Source organism: Actinoalloteichus caeruleus, assembly GCF_049311605.1.
Classification (GTDB): domain Bacteria; phylum Actinomycetota; class Actinomycetes; order Mycobacteriales; family Pseudonocardiaceae; genus Actinoalloteichus_B; species Actinoalloteichus_B caeruleus.
Window position 1 is genome coordinate 946830 of record NZ_CP186005.1, and the last position, 17736, is coordinate 964565.

The 17736-nt window shown below is 72.9% G+C and carries 18 protein-coding genes; 9 read left to right on the top strand and 9 right to left on the bottom strand.

The genetic code is table 11. The features are described 5' to 3' along the window. Positions 1-36: 36 nt before the first annotated feature. Complete coding sequence (locus ACOJVX_RS04245; protein ID WP_026417189.1) at positions 37-1122, bottom strand: magnesium transporter CorA family protein; 1086 nt, start codon at positions 1120-1122, stop codon at positions 37-39. Positions 1123-1366: 244 nt separating this feature from the next. Here ACOJVX_RS04245 and rph point away from each other — a divergent pair, with 244 nt between their 5' ends. Then, positions 1367-2122, top strand: a complete 756-nt coding sequence (gene rph / locus ACOJVX_RS04250) for a ribonuclease PH (protein ID WP_026417188.1) — start codon at positions 1367-1369, stop codon at positions 2120-2122. Beyond that, positions 2119-2769 (top strand): RdgB/HAM1 family non-canonical purine NTP pyrophosphatase, encoded by a 651-nt coding sequence (gene rdgB, locus ACOJVX_RS04255; protein ID WP_026417187.1) that lies wholly within the window; start codon positions 2119-2121, stop codon positions 2767-2769. Before rph ends, rdgB begins: the two co-directional genes overlap by 4 nt. 387 nt (positions 2770-3156) lie before the next feature. Here the strand turns inward: rdgB and bcp are convergent, their stop codons facing one another. From bcp to ACOJVX_RS04280, 5 genes are all read right to left on the bottom strand, one after another. After that, a complete protein-coding gene (bcp, locus tag ACOJVX_RS04260; protein ID WP_026417186.1) occupies positions 3157-3630 on the bottom strand; it encodes a thioredoxin-dependent thiol peroxidase in 474 nt (157 codons plus the stop codon). Between the two features lie 237 nt (positions 3631-3867). After that, on the bottom strand, positions 3868-4464 hold the full coding sequence (locus ACOJVX_RS04265; RefSeq protein WP_422647269.1) for a hypothetical protein: 597 nt from the start codon (positions 4462-4464) through the stop codon (positions 3868-3870). After that, complete coding sequence (locus tag ACOJVX_RS04270; RefSeq protein WP_422647270.1) at positions 4461-5711, bottom strand: DUF7224 domain-containing protein; 1251 nt, start codon at positions 5709-5711, stop codon at positions 4461-4463. The genes ACOJVX_RS04265 and ACOJVX_RS04270 overlap by 4 nt, the downstream gene beginning before the upstream one ends. After that, complete coding sequence (locus ACOJVX_RS04275; RefSeq protein WP_418155064.1) at positions 5704-6459, bottom strand: ATP-binding cassette domain-containing protein; 756 nt, start codon at positions 6457-6459, stop codon at positions 5704-5706. Before ACOJVX_RS04275 ends, ACOJVX_RS04270 begins: the two co-directional genes overlap by 8 nt. 552 nt (positions 6460-7011) lie before the next feature. Further along, complete coding sequence (locus tag ACOJVX_RS04280; RefSeq protein WP_026417182.1) at positions 7012-7215, bottom strand: hypothetical protein; 204 nt, start codon at positions 7213-7215, stop codon at positions 7012-7014. Positions 7216-7782: 567 nt separating this feature from the next. Here ACOJVX_RS04280 and glgP point away from each other — a divergent pair. Beyond that, the gene (gene glgP / locus ACOJVX_RS04285) at positions 7783-10341 is read left to right on the top strand and encodes an alpha-glucan family phosphorylase (protein WP_026066244.1); all 2559 of its coding nucleotides are present in this window, start codon (positions 7783-7785) and stop codon (positions 10339-10341) included. A gap of 89 nt (positions 10342-10430) precedes the next feature. Here glgP and ACOJVX_RS04290 read toward each other — a convergent pair whose 3' ends face one another. Continuing rightward, positions 10431-11591, bottom strand: coding sequence for a hypothetical protein (locus tag ACOJVX_RS04290; RefSeq protein ID WP_016700192.1), 1161 nt, complete (start codon positions 11589-11591; stop codon positions 10431-10433). Positions 11592-12058: 467 nt separating this feature from the next. Between ACOJVX_RS04290 and ACOJVX_RS04295 the strand changes: the two genes are divergently transcribed. Then, positions 12059-12679 (top strand): hypothetical protein, encoded by a 621-nt coding sequence (locus ACOJVX_RS04295; RefSeq protein ID WP_016700191.1) that lies wholly within the window; start codon positions 12059-12061, stop codon positions 12677-12679. A gap of 202 nt (positions 12680-12881) precedes the next feature. Here the strand turns inward: ACOJVX_RS04295 and ACOJVX_RS04300 are convergent, their stop codons facing one another. Together ACOJVX_RS04300 and ACOJVX_RS04305 are read right to left on the bottom strand one after the other, a co-directional pair. Continuing rightward, positions 12882-13274: a rhodanese-like domain-containing protein gene (locus ACOJVX_RS04300; protein ID WP_030104052.1), complete on the bottom strand. Its 393-nt coding sequence runs from the start codon at positions 13272-13274 to the stop codon at positions 12882-12884. Between the two features lie 7 nt (positions 13275-13281). Next, complete coding sequence (locus ACOJVX_RS04305) at positions 13282-14094, bottom strand: cysteine dioxygenase (protein ID WP_422647271.1); 813 nt, start codon at positions 14092-14094, stop codon at positions 13282-13284. Between the two features lie 702 nt (positions 14095-14796). Between ACOJVX_RS04305 and ACOJVX_RS04310 the strand changes: the two genes are divergently transcribed. The 5 genes from ACOJVX_RS04310 to ACOJVX_RS04330 all read left to right on the top strand — a co-directional run bounded on the left by ACOJVX_RS04310 (position 14797) and on the right by ACOJVX_RS04330 (position 17320). Further along, positions 14797-15312 (top strand): DUF5753 domain-containing protein, encoded by a 516-nt coding sequence (locus ACOJVX_RS04310; protein ID WP_418155890.1) that lies wholly within the window; start codon positions 14797-14799, stop codon positions 15310-15312. Continuing rightward, positions 15309-15491 (top strand): DUF397 domain-containing protein, encoded by a 183-nt coding sequence (locus tag ACOJVX_RS04315; RefSeq protein WP_418155891.1) that lies wholly within the window; start codon positions 15309-15311, stop codon positions 15489-15491. Before ACOJVX_RS04310 ends, ACOJVX_RS04315 begins: the two co-directional genes overlap by 4 nt. Positions 15492-15687: 196 nt before the next feature. Beyond that, entirely contained in the window at positions 15688-15870 is a 183-nt protein-coding gene (locus ACOJVX_RS04320) for a DUF397 domain-containing protein (protein ID WP_418155892.1), read from the top strand. Positions 15871-16089: 219 nt separating this feature from the next. Further along, positions 16090-16563: a GNAT family N-acetyltransferase gene (locus ACOJVX_RS04325; RefSeq protein WP_026065829.1), complete on the top strand. Its 474-nt coding sequence runs from the start codon at positions 16090-16092 to the stop codon at positions 16561-16563. Between the two features lie 241 nt (positions 16564-16804). Beyond that, positions 16805-17320, top strand: coding sequence for an NUDIX domain-containing protein (locus ACOJVX_RS04330; protein WP_418155893.1), 516 nt, complete (start codon positions 16805-16807; stop codon positions 17318-17320). Positions 17321-17736 lie beyond the last annotated feature (416 nt).

Here is a 17736-nt window from a genome sequence, read left to right on the forward strand (position 1 = left end):
AACGACCGGCGGGCCGCGCCGGCCCTCTCGGCTCCGTCAGAGCCAGCCCCGCCGGGTGAACAGCAGGTACAGCGCGACGGAGGTGACCACGATGAGGATCGAGGACGTGACGACGCCGCCGTGGTCCAGGTACCCGGGGTAGGGCAGGTTCTGCCCGTAGAAGCCGGTGATGGCGGTCGGCACGGCGATGATCGCCGCCCAGCTCGTCACCTTCTTCATGACGACGTTGAGCCGGTTGCCCTGGAGCGCCAACTGGGTCTCCCGCAGCGTGCTGGCCAGTTCCCGCACCCCCTCCAACCACTCGGTGGCCCGGAGCACGTGGTCGTGGACGTCCTGGTAGTAGGGCGTCATCCGGTCCCCGACGAGCCCGGTCGAGTCCCGCATCAGGCCGCCGAGCACCTCGCGCATGGGCAGCACCACCCGCCGCACCGCCAGCATGTCCTTCCGCGTGCGGAACGAGACGCGCTGCGCGCGCCGCATGTCGGTGTGCTCCTCGAAGAGCATCGTCTCCAGGTCCTCCAGCTGGTCGTCGAAGGACTGGACCACGTCGAAGTGCCCGTCGACGACGACGTCGAGCAACCCGTACAGCAGGGAGTCGACGGTCTGCGCGTCACGCCCCGGGCCGGTGTCCCACCGGTCCCGCAGCCGGTCCAGGTCCAGCCCGGGGGACCGGCGGACCGTGATGAGCGCGTTCGCCGTCACGAACACGTCCACCTCCGAGAGGTGGACGCGGCCCTCCGCGTCATCGCCCTGCTGGCCCGGTGCCGGGGTCGTCCCGCCCGGCCCGCTCCGCGCCACGGGGGCGGTGTCCATCCCGGTGCGGTCGCCGGCGGCCCCGGCCGGTCCGCTGACCGCCGTTCGAAGGCTCGTCGCGAAGACGACGAGGAACAGGTGGTTGTCGTAGCGGTCGAGCTTCGGGCGCTGCCGCTCCTGCCCGGCGTCCTCCACCGCCAGCTCGTGCAGGCCGAGCTTGTCCGCCAGCCGCTCCAGGGTCGAACGGCTGGGGGCTGGCAGGTCGAGCCAGACGAGGGCGGAGCCCTCGCGGAGGAGGGCCGCCAGTTCGTCCTCGGCGACGTCCTCCCCAGCCAGGACCCCGTCCCGGTACACCCGGTTCGCGGCCACGACAGCGGATGCTAGCCCCCGGTGACCGGATCGACGCGGACCGTGGCAGCGGGTGTGTCACCGGGGTGGCCCCCCTCCGGTGTGGTGCGACGCCGAGGCCGGCGACCCCGGCTGGCTCGCTCGACGTCGCTCCCGCCGGCGTGGCGGTGGGTGGTCCCCGGGCCTGGTGGTCGGGGCGCGGGGGCGCGTGCCGGCCCGTCGAGTCGACTCCGGTCGCGGGCCGCCGATGTCCTAGGGTGACCGAATGGCTCGTGCGGATGGTCGACAGGACGACGCTCTCCGGGATGTTCGGATCACCAGGGGATACCAGCAGTGGCCCGCCGGTTCCGTGCTCGTGGAGTTCGGGCGGACCCGGGTGCTGTGCGCCGCCAGCGTGCAGGAGGGCGTGCCGAGGTGGCGTGCCGGTTCCGGGCTGGGCTGGGTGACGGCCGAGTACGCCATGTTGCCCTCGGCGACCCACACCCGGAGTTCCCGGGAGTCGGTCAAGGGTCGGGTCGGCGGCCGGACCCACGAGATCAGCCGGCTTGTCGGCCGCGCGTTGCGCGCCTGCCTCGACATGTCCGCGATCGGGGAGAACACGATCGCGATCGACTGCGACGTCATCCAGGCCGACGGCGGCACCCGGACCGCCGCGATCACCGGCGCCTACGTCGCGCTGGCCGACGCGATCACCTGGCTGGGCGCGGCGAAACGGCTCGCCGACCCCAAGCCGCTGTCCTGCGCGGTGGCCGCCGTGAGCGTCGGCGTGGTCGACGGCCGGGTCCGGCTCGACCTGCCCTACGAGGAGGACTCCCGCGCCGAGGTCGACATGAACGTGGTCGCCTCCGACACCGGGACGCTCATCGAGGTGCAGGGCACCGGCGAGGGCGCGACCTTCACCCGGTCCACGATGGACACCATGCTCGACTACGCGATCGCGGGTTGCGCGCGGTTGACCGAGATCCAGGCCGAGGCGCTGGCCCTGCCCTACCCGGGGGAGCTGCCGGGGGCGGCGAAGTGACGGGGCGCGACCCGGGGTCGGCGCACCGGCTGCTGGTGGCGTCCCGCAACACGAAGAAGCTCGACGAACTGCGGCGCATCCTCCTCACCGCGCACGTGCGGGACCTGGTGGTCGTCGGCCTCGGCGACGTGCCCGAGTTCCCGGAGGAACCGGAGACGGGCGCGACCTTCGAGGAGAACGCGCTGATCAAGGCGCGGGCCGCCGCGCGGGCCTCCGGGCTCCCCTCGGTCGCCGACGACTCCGGGCTCGCGGTGGACGCGCTGAACGGGATGCCGGGGGTGTTGTCGGCCCGCTGGGCGGGGCGGCACGGCGACGACCTGGCGAACCTGGAACTCGTGCTCGCGCAGACCGCCGACGTGCCGGAGGAACGCCGGGGGGCGGCCTTCGTGTCCGCCGCCGCCCTGGTCGTTCCCGGTGGCGGGCCGGAGGGCACCGACTCGGAGATCGTGGTGCGCGGGGAGTGGCGGGGCCGCCTCACCCGGGAGCCCCGGGGCGGGAACGGGTTCGGTTACGACCCGATCTTCCAGCCGGAGGGTGAGGGGCGGACCTCGGCGGAGCTCACCGCCGAGGAGAAGGACGCCCATTCCCACCGGGGGCGCGCCCTGCGCGCGATGCTGCCAGCCCTGCTCGCCCTCGCCGAGAGCTGATCGGGGAACCACGACGCTGGCGCCGGATCACCGGATCTCGCGCTCGCCCAGCACGCCCCGAGGGGAGTGGGCGGGTCCAGCCCGGTCGGTCCTGGCGGTGCCCGGCCCGGGCTCGACCAGCGGCGTCCCGGTCGGCAGGGGTCTTCGGCCGCTCGTGCCGAGCGCCGCGCCGGCGGTGACCGCGGGGTGCTTCCCGCTGACCGCCCGCGCGCCTCGCCGGCCGGGTCGGCGCTCCCGCCCGGGCTGCGCCCGCCGACGTGGGCGGCCGCGTTCCTCGGCAGGCCCGGCCGGCGAGGTCGGCGGTCGAGATCCCTGATCGGGAACGGGAGGCCTGGCCGGCGGGACCGCGCACCGGGTGGTGGCGGCCCGCCTCCGGCGTGCTCGCCCTCAGATCCTCAGGTCCCGCCGGAGCTTGGCGACGTGGCCGGTGGCGCGCACGTTGTACAGGGCGGTCGCGATCCGGCCCTCCTCGTCCACCACGAAGGTGGAGCGGATGACCCCGGTGACCGTCTTCCCGTACATCTGCTTCTCCCCGAAGGCGCCCCAGGCGGTGAGCACCGCCTTCTCCGGGTCGGAGAGCAACGGGAAGGTCAGGTTCTCGGCGTCCCGGAACTTCGCGAGCTTCTCCGGCTTGTCCGGGGAGATCCCGATCACCGACAGGCCGGCCTCGGACAGCTCGGCGAGGTTGTCCCGGAAGTCGCAGGCCTGCTTCGTGCAGCCGGGGGTGCCGGCGGCGGGGTAGAAGTACACCAGCACCCGCTGGCCCCGGTAGTCGGAGAGGGAGACCTGGTCGCCGTCGGCCGAGGTGAGGGTGAAGTCGGGCGCGACGTCGCCGTCGGCCAGCCGCTGCTGCTCGCTCATGCCGGCCACCGTAGAGGGCGGGTGCCCCGGCCGGCCCACCCGCCTCCTGGGCTCCCCTCGCGGCGGTCGGTCAGCGACTCGTGCCACGCGGGTGTGCGGGTCTCCACGGCCTCCGGCCCCGGGGCACCTGGCGTTCGACCCGCGCCCCGGGCATGCGCGGTGGCGGTCCACCGGGGTCGTGCCACCCGGCGGGGGCGCACGCGTCGGACCGCGTGCGCCCCCGCGCTGGCGGGCTGGTCAGCGGGCGACCTGGCGGCGCCGGAGCCAACCGGGGAGCCAGGCGTGCGCCACCACCCCGAGGACGAACACCAGCACCGCCAGGCCCAGCGCCCGCACCGAGAACACGTCGGACACCGGCCACGCCCACCAGGACCGCCCCCGGTCGCCCAACACCATGGCGGCCACCGCGTACAGGGTGGGCACCGTGGCCGCCGAGACGGCGGTGGAGAACCGGGACACCAGCAGGGCCAGCCCGGTGAACCCGAGGGCGTTGCGGGCGGCGATCACCGCCGTCGGTTGGAGGTCCGTGACGTGGAGGGCCAGGCACAGAACCCCGTACAGGCCGCCGAGCGCCACCAGGAAGGCGCTGTCGTACACCCGAACCGGACGCACCGCGTTCGCCTCCCAGTCCCGGGGTGCCCTCGACAGCAGGTAGGCGACGGACCCCGAGCAGAGCAGGGGGATCAGGACCGCCGCCGGGAGCGCGAGGGCGATGCCGCCCAGGACGTTGGGCGTGGGGACGAGGGTGGACCCGAAGGGCGCCACGAGGACGAGCGTCACCAACCACATCCCGGTGACGACGGGCAGGGCCCGGTTGGTCGCCCAGAACCTCACGACACCTCCGGCCCGAGCGCGTCCAGGTGGGACCCGCAGGCGGCCACCGCGTCCCGGGCACCGTGGAACCACGCGAGCTGGTCCTCCTCGGGGAGCCGGTGCAGCGCCGCCCAGTGCTCGTTCAGCTCCGGATCGTCGAACTCGTCCTCAGCGGTGGTCAGCCAGTCCAGGGCCAGGTAGTAGGTGAGGTACGTGCCCATGCCGCCGCAGCCTTCCGGCATGGAGGGGACCTGAGCGGCGACGATCGAACTGGCCAGGCTCTCCGGGGACGAGAAGGCGTTCATGGTGAACGTCCAGGTCTCCTCGTCGTCGGCACCCACGCCGTGGATCGCGCGGGTGGGTGCCGGGAAACCCCGCGAGGTCAGCTCGGCCACGGCGAGATCCACGCCCGCCCGGATCTCCTCGACCCTGTCGAGGTCCTCGGGGTAGACGCAGAGGGTGACGGGACCGTCGAAGCACTCGTCGGGAGCCGCCCGGAGAACGACCGGGTCCGGGCCGAGGTGCCTCGCGGTGGAGATCCCGCCCGCGAGGGCGGGAACGAGGACAGCCGCGCAGAGGACGGCACCCGTGGCGGTGGACCTCGGGCTCCGGTCGGGGGCGGAGCAGGCGAGGGCGAGGGCGAACGCGACGAGGACGCCACCGTTGACGAGGATCGGAGCCCACACCCCGGCGGGATCCACCTCCAGGTAGACGGCGAGCCCCCAGTCGGTGAAACCCGTGAGGTGGCGGAGCCACATCGGCTCCACGCCGATCGGGAGCGCCATCCAGCAGTACAGCAGGATGAAGCAGGAGGGGATGGCGATGAGGGGCCGCGACCACCAACCGAACGCGGCGCCGACGGCCGTGTGCGCGACGACCACCAGCACGGCGAGCAGGACGAACCGTCCGTCGGGCCCGCCGGGAACTCCCAGCAGGTGCCAGGAGGCGGTCAGGTAGGCGGCGAGCACCCCGACCAGGCCCGCGGCGGTGGCGGGCGCGACGGCGTCCACCACGACCCGGGCCGGGGTCCGGACCGGACGCCCGAACACCGCGCTGGCATCTCGGACCCGCCCCACCTCGCGGGCCGCGAGCGCGGCGGTCAGCGGGCCGAGGAGGAAGGCGGCCGAGGTGGCGGTGGCCGAGCCAGCCGCCCAGTACCGGTCCTCGGTCGCCAGCTGGGAGTTGACCCAGAGCCAGGAGAAGAGCGCGAGGGCCGGGGCGACCAGCGGGAACAGCGAGCCGCGCCAGAGCACCGGGGTCCTAGGCATGGGTCCGCTCCTCGACCAGCGCCGAATAGGCGGAGGCCGCCTGGCGGGATGCCGGCAGCGACGGGTCGCCGTGGTCGAGGAACTCGGCCGGAGATCCGGTGAACACGACCCGACCCCCGTTCAGCACCACCACCTGGCCGACGACTTCCACGAGGTCGACGACATCGTGGGTGGACACGACGACCGCGACCTCGGCGGGCAACCCGAGGAGGATCTCGGCGAACCGGTCCCGTTCTCGCGGGTCGAGCCCGGCGGTCGGTTCGTCCAGGAGCAGCACCCGGGACCCGTGCACCAGGCACTGGGCGAGGGTGACCCGGCGGAGCTGCCCGCCGGAGAGCCGGTTGGCCCTGTCCTGGGCGTGCGCGGCCATCCCCACCTGGTCCAGCGCGGGCAGCGCCGCCTCCCAGGCGGTGGTCCTGGACATGCCCTTCAGCCAGCCCGAGTAGGCGACCTGTTCGCGCACGCGGAGGCCCCGCACCGGGGTGGCCCGTTGCGGCAACCACCCCACCGCGCGGGCGTACCGGGCGCGGTCGCGGGGCTGGACCGGTGGAACACCGTCGCCGACGGACAGCGCGACACTGCCCGCACGTGCGCTCACGTTGCCCGCGAGGACGTTCAACAACGTCGTCTTCCCTGCGCCGTTCGGCCCAAGAAGAATGGTTCGTCCGGAGCGCACGTGAATGCTCACATCGGTCAGGGTCGATTTCCTCCCGTTGTAGGAGAAGGTTATCCCGTGTGCCGTCAACATTGTCGAAAATGCCTTTCCCTGAATTTCCCACAGGTTATCCACCAGGCCTCGGCGAGAATTCGGTCCGGGGAAATTCGGGGCGTCCGAGGGTTTCCGGTGACCCGACCGTCGTCCTCCGGAGGCTTCGGGTCGGCCAGCGCCATCGAGCGCGGAGAGGGCGGGGGCTCGGGGAGGGGGGCGGTGGATTCGGGAGCACGCACGCCCCGACTCGTGGCCCACTCCGCTGGCTCCGTCGTGCGCCCGCTCGCGGTCGGCGGAGGACCGCACGCCTCGGTTTCACGATCGGGAGGCCGGCGCCCGGAAACGGCACCGTGTCGGAGCCGGGAACCGGGGGCTCGGCGACGCGGGAGTGGGTCGAGGCCTGTGGTCGCGGTCGGTGCGGCGGCAGCGCGTGTTCGGGTCAGCCGGGGTGGTGGGCGATCGCGGCCCACCGGTGGCACCGGGTGGGCCAGCGCGGGAGCACGGCGACGCGGGAACGGGGGAGCCCAGTGCCCTGGGGCGGGCGGCTGGTCGGCGGACGCCGGGGCGGGCGGCGGTGCGGCCGGGGGCGGGTCAGCGTTCCGGCACGGTGGCCAGTCGGGGCTCCGGGGCGTTCTCCTGACTGGGGACGTCGTGGTCGGCGGCCGGGGTGATCACGGACGTCTCGATGCGGGTCACGTCCGAGTGCAGCGTGGTCACCACCGCCCCCAGCAGGATTCCCACGACCGCGGAGGTGATGAGCGCCGCAGCGCTGATCACGTAGAAACGTAGACCCATGCCCGACCTCCCCAGTGAGTTCCGGTGACCGTGCGGTCGCTCTAGGTAAGACATCGTCACCCCGTCAGGCGGCGATGGCTACTCGAATCCGCGACTACCCCCGGGTGGGTCACCCGCAAACGTCGTGCTGGAAGGGCTGGTCGCCGACCGTCACCCCGCGCTGGGGGCCCGCGAGCGCATCCACCGCGCCCACGCAGGGGGAGACGCCGGCCTCCGCCGGCGGCGCCGCGTCCGCCGCGCCGGGTGCGGCGGAACCCCGTACCCACCCGGCCGCCGATCACTCCCCGAGAACACGAAAGGGGGGCAGCGCGTCGGACGGGTGAACCCGGTGGTGGCACTCTGCCCATCTGGTAGGCAGCGGGTGAGACGGAACGGGCGCCTGGGGCGGATGGTGCGCCGGGTGGACGGTCGCGACGTCGTGGCAGGCGCCGCCCCGCCGCACCAGCGCGCCGACCGCCCACCCCGGGCCGCGCTCCACCCGGGTCGCCACACCAGCGCGGGAAAGGCGGCGCCCGTCACTCCCGCGTCACCACCACGTCCGCTACCGGACAGATAGGGTCCGCATTCGTGAAAGCTGTGCGTCGCTTCACCGTCCGAGCTCACCTGCCCGAGCCCCTGCGCGCCCTGGGCACCCTGGCCACGAACCTGCGCTGGACCTGGCACCCGCCGACCCAGGACCTGTTCGCCTCGATCTCCCCCCGGGCCTGGGCGACGGTGAAGGGCGACCCGCTGCGGCTGCTCGGCGAGGTGCGGGCGGAACGCCTGGAGCAGTTGGCCCGCGACGAGAACTTCCTCTCCCAGACCCGCGCCCTCGACGACGACCTGCGCCGGTACCTCACCGAGCAGCGCTGGTACCAGCGCCGCCAGGAGGAGCTGGGTGACCTGCCGGCCGCCGTCGCCTACTTCTCGATGGAGTTCGGCGTCACCGAGGCGCTGCCGAACTACTCCGGTGGGCTCGGCGTGCTCGCCGGCGACCACCTGAAGGCCTGCTCCGACCTGGGCGTCCCCCTGGTGGCCGTGGGCCTGCTCTACCGGTCCGGCTACTTCCGCCAGTCGCTGTCGCCGGACGGGTGGCAGGTCGAGCACTACCCGCTGATCGACCCCCGCGCGCTGCCCCTCGAACAGCTCACCGACGCCGAGGGCGCTCCCGTCCTGGTGCGGGTGGCGATGCCCCGGGGCCGCGTGCTGCGCGCGCGGATCTGGCAGGCGAGGGTCGGGCGGGTGCCGCTGCTGCTGCTGGACACCGACCTGCCCGAGAACGAGCCGGAGCTGCGCGGCATCACCGACCGGCTCTACGGGGGCGACCAGGACCACCGCATCCAGCAGGAGATCCTGGCCGGGATCGGCGGGATGCGGGCGGTTCGCGCCTACTGCCAGCTCACCGGCCACCCCCAACCCGAGGTGTTCCACACCAACGAGGGGCACGCCGGTTTCCTCGGCCTGGAACGCATCCGGGAACTCACCGAACAGGAGGGTCTGGACTTCGACCAGACCCTTGCCGCCGTCCGCGCCGGAACGGTCTTCACCACCCACACCCCCGTCCCGGCCGGCATCGACCGGTACCGGGTCGACATGGTCCGCCACTACTTCGGCGACGGCGGCGACCACGACCTGCTGCCCGGTGTCAGCACCCGGCGGGTCCTCGCGCTGGGCGCCGAGGACAACCCGAACATGTTCAACATGGCCAACATGGGGCTGCGGCTCGCGCAGCGGGCCAACGGGGTGTCCCAGCTCCACGGCCGGGTCCTGCGGGACATGTTCCGGGGGCGGTGGCCCGGGTTCGACGCCGAGGAGGTGCCGATCACCTCCGTCACCAACGGTGTGCACGGCCCGACCTGGTCGGCCCGGGAGATCAACCGGCTCTTCGGGGACGCCGACTCGGCGTTGGAACACGCCAGCAGGCTGCGCGGGGTCGAACCGATCACCGACGCGTTGCTGTGGGAGATCCGCTGCACCCTGCGGGAACGGCTCGTCGCCGAGGTGCGGCGGAGGCTGCGGGACGCCTGGCTGCACCGGGGAGCGTCCGAACTGGAACTGGACTGGACCGAGTCGGTGTTCGACCCGGACGTCCTCACCATCGGCTTCGCCCGCCGCGTCCCCACCTACAAGCGGCTGACGCTGATGCTGCGCGACCCGGACCGGCTGCGGTCCATCCTGCTCGACCCGGACCGGCCGGTGCAGCTCGTGGTGGCCGGCAAGTCCCACCCCGCCGACGAGGGCGGCAAGGCACTGATCCAACAGGTGGTGCGCTTCGCCGACGACCCCGAGGTGCGGCACCGGATCGTCTTCCTGCCCGGCTACGACATGTCCCTCGCCCGGTACCTCTACTGGGGCTGCGACGTGTGGTTGAACAACCCGCTGCGCCCGCTGGAGGCCTGCGGCACGTCCGGGATGAAGGCGGCGCTCAACGGCGGCCTGAACCTGTCCGTGCGGGACGGGTGGTGGGACGAGTTCCAGGACGGTCGCAACGGCTGGTCCATCCCCACCGCCGACGGGGTCACCGACCCCCGACGGCGGGACGACCTGGAGGCCTCCGCGCTCTACCGCTTGCTCACCGACGAGGTGACCCCGTTGTTCTACGAGCGGCGGGAGGACGGCGTGCCGACGCGGTGGATGTCGATGGTGCGCCACACCCTGACCACGCTGGGGCCCAGGGTGCAGGCCAGCCGGATGGTGCGCGAGTACGTCGAGGGCTGCTACCTGCCGGCGGCCCGGTCGGCGGGCACCATGTCGGCCGACGACTACCGGGGTGCCCGGGAGGTGGCGGGGTTCCGCTCCCGCGTGGAGGCCGCGTGGCCGGAGGTGCGGGTGCTGGACAGCGACCTGTCCTACGACGGCGAGTCCGTGCCGCTGCTGGGGGCCGAGGTGACGGTGACCAGCCGCGTCGAGCTGGCCGGGCTGACCGACGAGGACGTCATGGTGCAGGCCGTCGTGGGTCGGGTGGACGAGGACGGCGAGCTGCACGAGGTGGTCACCGCCGACATGCGCAGGACGGAGGACGGTTCCTTCCGGGGCGAGGTGGTGTTGCCGCACGCCGGGGCCACCGGCTACACGGTCCGGGTCCTGCCCCGCCACGGGCTGCTCACCGAACCGGCCGAACTGGGCCTGGTGGTGCTGGCCGGCTGACGTCCCGACGCGCGGCGCGGCCCAGCACGCGGCGGCCCAGCGCGCGGTCGGCTCGCGGGTTCACCGCCCTTCCGGGGGCGCGGCCGCCCTCAGCGGACCGCCCCCACGTCGAGGCGTTCCCGCACGGCCGCGACCCGGGGCCACCAGGCGGCGAGCTCCTCGGCCCGGCCGAGCGCTTCCCGGGCTCCCGCGTTGTCGCCGGCCGCCATCCGGGCCCGGGCGAGGGTGGCCAGGTCGTCCGCGCGGGACAACGGGCCCTGGCTCTGGTCGGCGGCCAGCGCGGCGAGCCGCGCCGAGGCCGCCACGTCCCCGTCGAGCAGGGCGAGCGCGGCACGGGTCCCGTTCAGCCGGTGTTCCGGGTAGCCGAGCCGCACGGCGTCCGACATGGCCCTGCGCGCCACCGGCAGCCCGGTGTCCGGTTCCACCTGGCCGACCTCCACCGCGGACACCGCGAGGCCGGCCAGCCCGGCCAGGGCGAAGGACATCCGGCGGGGGTCGTCCCCACCGCGCTGGACCATGCCCATCGTCACCGCCACCGCCTTGGCGTACCGGCCGGTGGCCTCCAGGACGCTGACCTGGCAGGCGGAGGTCGACCAGGTCCCCGGCCGCGCCCGCGCCAGCCGGTCGGCGGCCGCGGCGGCCTCGGTCAGCTGACCGGCCAGCACCGCCTCGGTGACCTCGCGGGCGAGCGGGGCCGCCTCCATCTCGGCGAGCCGGGCACCGGAGACCCGGGGCAGGCGGAACAGCAGCCACCCGGTGGAGGTGCTGCCGGCCGTGTCGCGGGGGAGCAGCGCGTGGACGATCCGCGCCACCCCGCCGAGGAGAGCCCCGGTCCACAACGGATCGGGCACACCGAGCAGCGGGAGGGCGGCGGCCGTCGCTCCGGCCAGGGCGGAGCACAGACCCGTCGCCCACAACCGGAGGCGCACCGGGAGCCGGTCCGGGCTGATCGAGACCGACAGCGAGACGGGGACGGCCCGCACCGCGACCACCCGGCGCGGCGTGCTCCACTCCCGGACCAGCCGGCCGACGCCGACACCGACGCGGGTCACCCGCCCGCCGCCGAGCGACGCCCCGAGCAACATGCCCAGCTGGAGCGCGAGGGAGACCCCCAACAGGCCCAGCAGCGCGCCGGACCAGGCCAGCAGGACGGCGAGCACCCCGTCGGCCAGGGTCATCGGCAGCAGCGCCAGGGGAACGAGGACGGCCAGCAGGACCCCTGGGCGGCGCAGCGCGGTGAACGGTCTCACAGGACCGGCACGCTAGCCGGGCCCGCCGCCCCGGTGGTGCGTTTTCGCCCTACTCCTGGGCCGGGGAGCGCGACCGCCCGGACGCCCCCGACCCCCGGGGACGCGCGCCGCCGCGCCGACCGGGGGTGACGGTCGAGCCGTCGCACACACACGAGCTCGATGGTCACGGGTTCTCCGGCAGGCCCGGGAAGCCACGACCTCGTCGCGGAACCGGCAGGTCGTGGGGTGGCCGCGCGCGGGGCGGAGCAGGGGGACTGGCGGAATCCCTGTGGTGCGGACCACAAGCTGGATACAGTGCCAGAGGGTGAACTGTCGGTCACACCGTAGGCACTGGGGGATTCGCGATGGTGGTTCCGGGTGGCCCCGGGAGGGGAGGACCTCCGGGGGGAGGCGGCACTTCCGGCGGATATCCCGCGCCTCCGCCGGGTGCTGGCGGAGGCGGAGGCCAGCACGACCCGAAGGTCCGGGTGGCCAGGATCGGACTCGTCGGCGCGATCGTCACCACGCTGATCACGGCGGTGGCCGGGGTGTTCACGGCGTACTTCGCCGGTCGGGAGGTCGGGGGGAACGAGGCGGCCACCGTCACGGTCACCGAGACGGCCGCCCCCGACCCACCGGCGGTCACGGACACCGGTGCCGGGGGAACGGACGCGGCCGGAGACGAGCAGGGCCGGAACACGGCGGTCGCGGCGGTGGGCGAGATCCGGTTGGTGGACCAGACCGCAGTGGACGGCGGGTACGACTTCGACATCGGGTCCGCGACGGTGCTGCGGCAGGAGTACCCGGACGCGCTGGTGCAGAGCGGACCGTGCGAGGCCGCGATCACCTACAACATCCCGGCGGACGTGGGGGAGTTCCACACCGAGGTGGCCCTCTCGGACAGTTCGCCCAACACCAGCCGCACCCTGTTGACCCAGGTGGATGACGGGCCGGTCGAACGGACGAAGGTCGTCCCGGGAGTGCTGTCCGAGGTGACCGTCGACGTCTCCGCCGGGTTCCGGATCACCCTGGCGGTCGAGGCCGACGACTGCGACTACTGGGATGGCGCCACGTTCACGGTGCTCCCGAACCCGGTCTTCCGGCCCTGAACCGGCCAACCGGCCGGAGGTGGTGCGCCGAGGACGGTTCCCGAGCGCGGTACGACCACGGCGGGCGGTTCGCCGAGGACGCCACCGGCCCGCCGTCCCAGGGCTCCGGTGGCTCCGCGCGGGGCCCGGGGGCACGCGCGGAGGGGCCGACCGAGTCCCGCGTGCGCGCCGCACGCCCCGGTCGGGCGCGCGGCGCGGGGTGTCACGGCACGGCTGGGGAACCGCCGGGCACCACGGGCAGGCCGGTGGCCTTCCACGCGCGGAAGCCGCCCACCATGTCGGTGGCAGCCCGCAGCCCCAGCGTCCGCAGGTCGCGGGCGGCGAGGCTGGAGGCGTAGCCCTCGTTGCAGAAGACGACGACCGGGCGGTCGGCCACCACCCCGGGGAGCCGGTGCTGGCCCTCGGGGTCCAGCCGCCACTCCAGCACGATGCGTTCCACCACGACGGCCCCCGGGATCTCGCCCTCCGCCCGGCGGTTGGCCATCGGCCGGATGTCCACCAGCAACCCGCCTCCCGTGCGCAGGCGCTCGACCCGCGCCGGTTCCAACCGGTCCAGCCCGGCCCGGGCCGCCTTCAGGAACTCCTCGACGCTCATCGCCGGCTCATTTCCCGAGCACGTTGGCATGGGCGCGGAGGGGCGCGGGCGCGAGGACGCCGGGGGAGCGGCTCGGCTCCTCCGAGGCCGTCGACCGTCGTGCCGGCGCGGGGAGGGCCGCGATCCGGTCGGGGATGTCGGCCAGGCTCCGGTACTCGCGGGTGGGGACGAGCGGCGGTGAGTAGGCGTGGACGGTGACCGCGTCACGGGCGCCCGTGTTGCGCACCTGGTGCGCGCGCCCGGCCCCGAAGCCGAGGGCGTCCCCGACACGGCGGGTCGCGGCCCGTACCGGCCCCCTCGGGTACCGGTAGTCCTCCCGCACCTCCCCGGCGAGCACGGTGAAGGAGCCCGCCGCCCCGCCGTGGTCGTGGGGTTCGGTGCCCTGGCCCGGCATCCAGGTCAGCAGCCACACCTCCACGCCCTCGGTCAGCGCGAGCCGCGCCCACCAGCGTTGGGCCGGCACGTACCTGGCGAGGCGCAGCAGTGGGGCGGCCAGGTCGAGGGCCGTCGAGCGGGTGAGGTCGCGGAGTTCCCCCGCCGACCACCGGAGGCGGTCCGGGCGCAGGAGTCGCCGGAACGCCGGGACGTCCAACGCCTCGTGGACGTCGACCTCGCCGGGTGCGGGTGGTGTGGCGGCCGGGTCGGCCGTGCCGGTGCCGTTCGGGCTGGTGGCGTCGGGGTCGGTGGCGTCTGGGCTGGTGGCGTCGATGACCCGGGTGGTGGCGGGGTCGGTGGGGGACGGATGCGGCCGGTTCGCGCTGGTGCCCGCCGCATTGGTCGGGGAGGGCGCGGCGGCTGTCGTGGTGGTCGGAGCGGACATGGCGGTACTCCTGGGGCTGGGCGTGGACGGGGCGCGAGGCAGACGCGACACACCGGCCGCGCTGTCCGCGCGGCAACCGACGAACCCTGGTGCTGACCTCGGGAACGGGAGGAGGCGCGGTCCGGGGTGGACCACCCGGCGTGGGTGGGATGAGGAACCCGGACGCCCGATCGACGAGTCGGGCGGTGGACGTCAGCCGGTGGGGCGCGTCCCCCTACACACCGCGGACGCGACCAGGAGCAGGTCGACGGGGCGGTCCCGCCACATCAGCTTGGCGCCGGTCACGCCCGCAGTCTTCCAGTGGGCGTGGACTCGGAACAGTGGTCGCGCCACGGCGCCCACCAGGCGGGAAATCTTCCCCTGAACAGGCGAATATCCGCTGGAAAGGGGGATGTTGCCTACCGGGCGTCGCGCCATGCTCGCCTCGTCCTGGTCGCTTGGGTGGGCAGTGCTGCGGTCGTGTCGTCGGATCGGGCGCGCGGAACCACTGCGTGTGGCGCGTATTCGTTAAGAGACCAGGCCGCGTTGCCGGAACTCGCACCCGGCGAGCGGGGGACGGGGTGCGGTCGCCGCGTCCGCGCCGGGCATCGCACTGCCGGCACGACGCCCCTCGCGCTCACCCGTTCCGGTCCGAAGGCGGGTTCTGGGGATGGCGAGCGGCCCGCCGGTCGTGGTGGACGGCCCGGCGAGCACCTCGGTGTCGTGGCGGGTCGTCGCCTATCGCATCTCCCCGGACTGTTGCAAACGCGCGGTTACGCGGAAGCAGTGATGCGCGCCACGCTCACGCCGCCGTCCCAGGCCGAGTCCTGGGTACAGATCCGGCTAGCCCGACAACGTGTGTTGGAGACCGCGCGCTGCACGTTCGTCCTCGACGAAAGCGTTCTCGCGCGGCCGGCGGGACCCGCAATCATGGCTGAGCAGCTGACGCACATAGCGGAGGTAGCCGAGGCAGGTCGGGCCGCCGTGCACGTTCTGCCCTACACGGCTGGGCTGACCATCGCGCAGAACGGCGGATGGGTCTTGATCACCCCGCGCAACGGCCGCCGCGTCGTGCACCTTGAGCACTACCGTGCTGCGGTCTTCGTCCTTGCGGAGGGCGACGTGGCGGCCTACGTCGCTGCGACGGATAACCTGATCTCTGCGTGCGCCGACCCCGCCGCCTCACTGGGGATGGTGCGGGAGTACGCAGCCCGACACGCAGCAGAGGAGCAGCCATGATCAGCAATTGGCAGAAGTCGAGGCGGTCCGGCCAGCAGACAGCCTGTGTCGAGGTGGGGTCAACGCCTGACCTGGTCGGCATCCGGGATACCAAGAACCGCGACGGCGGAACCCTCCTTGTCGACCCGTCCGCCTTCGCGGCCTTGGTCGACGCCGTCAAGGCGGACCGCCTGCGCTGACAGCCCTTACCAGCCCCCGACTCCGTGCCGGGGCTGTGTTGTGTTCCGAGGGGTTTTACTCCATCCGTGAGAATGTCTCCTGCATCAGGTCGGCTTGTGGGGTCGCGACGGCTAGTGTCGTGACTGCGAGTCTCGATCTGTCGGCCTCGGCTGTGGTCGTCGAGAAGTGCAGTGCCAGGCACGCAGAGGAGAAATTATGTTCACCACGTGGCGGAAGTCGAGCCGCAGCGACCCGAACGTGAACTGTGTGGAGATCGGCAGCGCGCCTGACGTCGTTGGCATCCGTGACACCAAGAACCGCGCGGGTGGCACCCTCGTCGTCGACCGGCCCGCCTTCTCGGCGTTGGTCGATGCCGTCAAGGCTGATCGTCTTCGCTGACAGTCCCAGCAGCCCCCGACTCCGCGCGCAGCTCTGTCTCCCGGCCACCCATCCGTGAGAACGTCCCCTGCATCGGGTCGGCTTGTGGGGTCGCGACGGCTAGTGTCGTGACTGCGACTCTCGATCCGTCGGCCTTGGCTCAGTCGAGAAGTGCCTTGCCAGGCACGCAGAGGAACAACGGTGTTCACGTGGCGGAAGCGATACGACACCAGGAGCACCATGAAGATCACGCCGCTGCGCGTAGACCTCATCCCACAGATCCTCGCGCTCATGGACCGCGGGGCGCCCTACGTCAGGGCGCGCACTGCCTCCGACTACTGGCTCTACGCCACCCTGTTCTCCTCCACATGCCCCACCGCCCTCATCAACGATGAACTCGTCGGAGCGGTCATCGCTTTTCGCAGCCAGGACGCCCCGAGTGAGGTCTACATCCAGGACGTCATGACCCATCCCGGCCACCGCCGAGCCGGCATCGCCCAGTCCCTGATCGGCCACGTCCGCGACCAGGCAACCGCCTGGAACTGCACACGGATCTACCTCACCTCCGAACCCGAGAACACGGCCGCACAGGCCACGTGGGAATCGATGGGCTTCTCCAACGCCGGCGGCGATCGCATCGTCAACGGGGTCCCCGTCATCGCCAACTTCAAGGGACCCGGCAAGGACCGTGCCGTCTACCAGCTCTCGATCTGACCGGTTCAGGAGAACGTTGCTGTCAGGCTCACCACGCCGCGATCCCTCATCCGCACCGCGACCCCGACACGCCGCAGGCCGACCAGTCGTTGCGCGGAGGCAGTCCCCAACCAGCAGGTTGAATGAGATTCCATCATTGGGTGGCATTCGCCTTCAGGGCGTTCATCAGCTGGCTCAGACACGGCCGGCGTGCACCCTGCACTCTCTGTGGCGACTGCGACGTAGGCTTAGGCTGTGCCAGGTGATTGACCAGTTGACCGTGGAAGCGGCGGTCGCCGACGCTCACCTTGCCGCGATGGAGTTCGATGACGCCCAGGCCTGGCTCCGCACCCACCAGACGCTGATGGAGCCGCTCGCGGCCGAGGTCTGGGTCACAGACCCGACGTACAGCCACGTCCTGCTCGTACGGCACCGCGTGCGCGGATGGGTGCCGCCTGGCGGCAAGGTCGAACCGGGCGAGACGCCGCGGGCAGCCGCAGCCCGTGAACTCGTGGAGGAGGCCGGCGTAGCGGGCGAACTGCTGCCTGTGCCGGCCGCGGTGGCTGTCCGCTCCTTCCACGCCGACTGGGCGCCGACGCTGAGCCTGTCCTACGTCGCCGTCGTCGACCGCGACGTGCCGCTCGGCGGGGAGACTGGGCAGCCATCGAGGTGGGTCGATCTGGACGAGACGTGGGACAGCGTGTTCCCCGAGGACCGTGAACGTATTCGCGCGTACGTACGCCGATTGGCAGCGGGGAACGTGGTGGGGGCGCGCTGAGACCCGTCGCCGGTGCACGATCAGGGGGCCTTGTCGATCAGACTCAGGATGTTCTCGGGCAGCGTGACCAGTTGGAGTCGTGAAGGAATCGAACCCACACCGGCTCCAAGCCGGGCTTCGCGGTGAACTGTTCCTCGCTCAGCTGCCCTTCGGCGTAGGCTGCGGTGCGGTGCGGTGCGCGTGCTGCTGGAGCTGGTCTTGGTGCAGCCATCGTGGGGCACGCACCTCTTGAGCAGACGGTCGGGTCGGTCCAGAGGTCTGGGCCGGATAGATCCACCACGGATGGCCCACGTGGTCGACGGTTGGCCGGCGGTGGTTAGGCCGCATGCGGTCAAGAGCACGTCAAAGTGAGGTGACGGTCAGGCCGACTTCCTCGGCGACCTCGATGCGGGCGGCTTGCTCGAGGCCTCCGTGCT

Excerpts from the sequence above, each read along its gene's own strand:
- ACOJVX_RS04280 (WP_026417182.1), bottom strand. The coding sequence starts at position 7,215 with ATGGGTCTACGTTTCTACGTGATCAGCGCTGCGGCGCTCATCACCTCC.
- ACOJVX_RS04270 (WP_422647270.1), bottom strand. The coding sequence starts at position 5,711 with ATGCCTAGGACCCCGGTGCTCTGGCGCGGCTCGCTGTTCCCGCTGGTC.
- ACOJVX_RS04325 (WP_026065829.1), top strand. The coding sequence starts at position 16,090 with ATGAAGATCACGCCGCTGCGCGTAGACCTCATCCCACAGATCCTCGCG.
- ACOJVX_RS04315 (WP_418155891.1), top strand. The coding sequence starts at position 15,309 with ATGATCAGCAATTGGCAGAAGTCGAGGCGGTCCGGCCAGCAGACAGCC.
- ACOJVX_RS04320 (WP_418155892.1), top strand. The coding sequence starts at position 15,688 with ATGTTCACCACGTGGCGGAAGTCGAGCCGCAGCGACCCGAACGTGAAC.
- ACOJVX_RS04300 (WP_030104052.1), bottom strand. The coding sequence starts at position 13,274 with ATGAGCGTCGAGGAGTTCCTGAAGGCGGCCCGGGCCGGGCTGGACCGG.
- bcp (WP_026417186.1), bottom strand. The coding sequence starts at position 3,630 with ATGAGCGAGCAGCAGCGGCTGGCCGACGGCGACGTCGCGCCCGACTTC.
- ACOJVX_RS04305 (WP_422647271.1), bottom strand. The coding sequence starts at position 14,094 with ATGTCCGCTCCGACCACCACGACAGCCGCCGCGCCCTCCCCGACCAAT.
- rph (WP_026417188.1), top strand. The coding sequence starts at position 1,367 with ATGGCTCGTGCGGATGGTCGACAGGACGACGCTCTCCGGGATGTTCGG.
- ACOJVX_RS04275 (WP_418155064.1), bottom strand. The coding sequence starts at position 6,459 with ATGTTGACGGCACACGGGATAACCTTCTCCTACAACGGGAGGAAATCG.